This window comes from Streptomyces sp. NPDC050263 (assembly GCF_040655955.1).
Lineage (GTDB): Bacteria > Actinomycetota > Actinomycetes > Streptomycetales > Streptomycetaceae > Streptomyces.
In genome coordinates this window covers 1-1,335 of record NZ_JBFAKW010000301.1, presented here as the reverse complement: position 1 = coordinate 1,335, position 1,335 = coordinate 1, and the positions used below count along the sequence as shown (strand labels likewise).

The following is a 1,335-nucleotide window of genomic DNA, read 5'->3' as shown; positions in this document are numbered from 1 at the left end:
ACACCTTCGATCCGGCCCCGCAGGGGACCGGCCAGAAGGAGTCATTTATGGTGATGAGGGTATACTCGCCCGAGTTCAAGGCCGACGCCGTCGCGCTGTACCTATCGGACCCGAGCCATACCTACTCCCAGATCGGTGACGACCTCGGCGTCAGCCGCGAGACCCTGCGGAACTGGGTGAGCGCCCACCGCGCCCGCACTGAAGCCACCGGCACCACCAGGAAGAACGTGACCAGCACCACCCCGGCCGGCCAAGCCGACCCCGACGAGCTGCGCGAACGCATCGCAGCCCTGGAGGCCGAGCTGAAGGCGGTCCGCAAGGACAACCAGAAGCTCGCCCAGGAACGCGACATCCTGCGCAAGGCGACGAAGTTTTTCGCCTCGGAGATGAACTGGTGAGCCGCTTCACGTTCATCTCCGCCCACCGGGAGGACTTCCCCGTCAAGCGGCTGTGCCAGGTCATGGACGTGCGGCGCTCCAGCTACTACAAGTGGCGCGACGCCGCCCCGACCCGCACTGCCCGCGAGCAGGCGGACGCCGCCCTCGCCGCCAGGATCAAGGCCATACACGCCGAGTTCGACGGCGCCTACGGCGCCCCGCGCATCACCGCCGAGCTCCGGGAGGCCGACCAAGCGCCGATCAACGAAAAGAAGGTGGCCCGGGTCATGCGTGCCTTCGGCATCGTCGGCACTCACCTGCGCAAGAGAGTCCGCACCACGGTGCCCGAGCCGTCCGCCACCCCCGTGCCGGACCTGTTCCGGCGCGACTTCTCCGCCGCCGCGCCGAACGCCAAGTACATGGGCGACATCACGTATCTGCCCGTCGGCGACGGGGAGTTCCTCTATCTGGCGACCGTGCTGGACTGCTTCAGCCGCCGGGTGGTCGGCTGGTCGATCGCCGACCACATGCGCACCGGTCTGGTCGCCGACGCGCTCACGATGGCCGCCGCCACCCGCGGCAGCCTCGACGGAGCGATCTTCCATACCGATCACGGCGCGCAGTACACCAGCCGTCAGTTCGCCGACCTGTGCGCGCAGTTGGGCGTCACCCAGTCCATGGGCGCGGTCGGGACCTCCGCGGACAACGCCGCCTGCGAGAGCTTCCACGCCTCGCTGAAGCGGGAGATCCTCAAGGGCGCCCGCCGCTTCCCGGGGGCCACCACATGCCGTCGGCAGGTCTTCCGCTGGCTGACCCACTACAACACCCGACGACGGCACTCGGCCAACGGCCAACTCAGCCCCGTCGCCCGGGAGCAGGAGTACGAACTGCAGTCGGATACGATGACACTCGCCGCATAACATCACGAACTGGTGTCCACTTCTCGGGGGGAACCCCC

General features: G+C 68.2%; 1 protein-coding gene. It reads left to right on the top strand.

Annotated features, from left to right (window positions below; translation table 11 throughout):
* The first annotated feature begins 47 nt into the window (after positions 1-47).
* Positions 48-1,297, top strand: a protein-coding gene (locus AB0J04_RS46155) for an IS3 family transposase (protein WP_363174736.1) whose coding sequence is annotated in 2 segments (ribosomal slippage) — positions 48-384 and positions 384-1,297 — 1,251 coding nt in all. Because the reading frame shifts where the segments join, the coding sequence is not laid out codon by codon here.
* Positions 1,298-1,335: the final 38 nt, after the last annotated feature.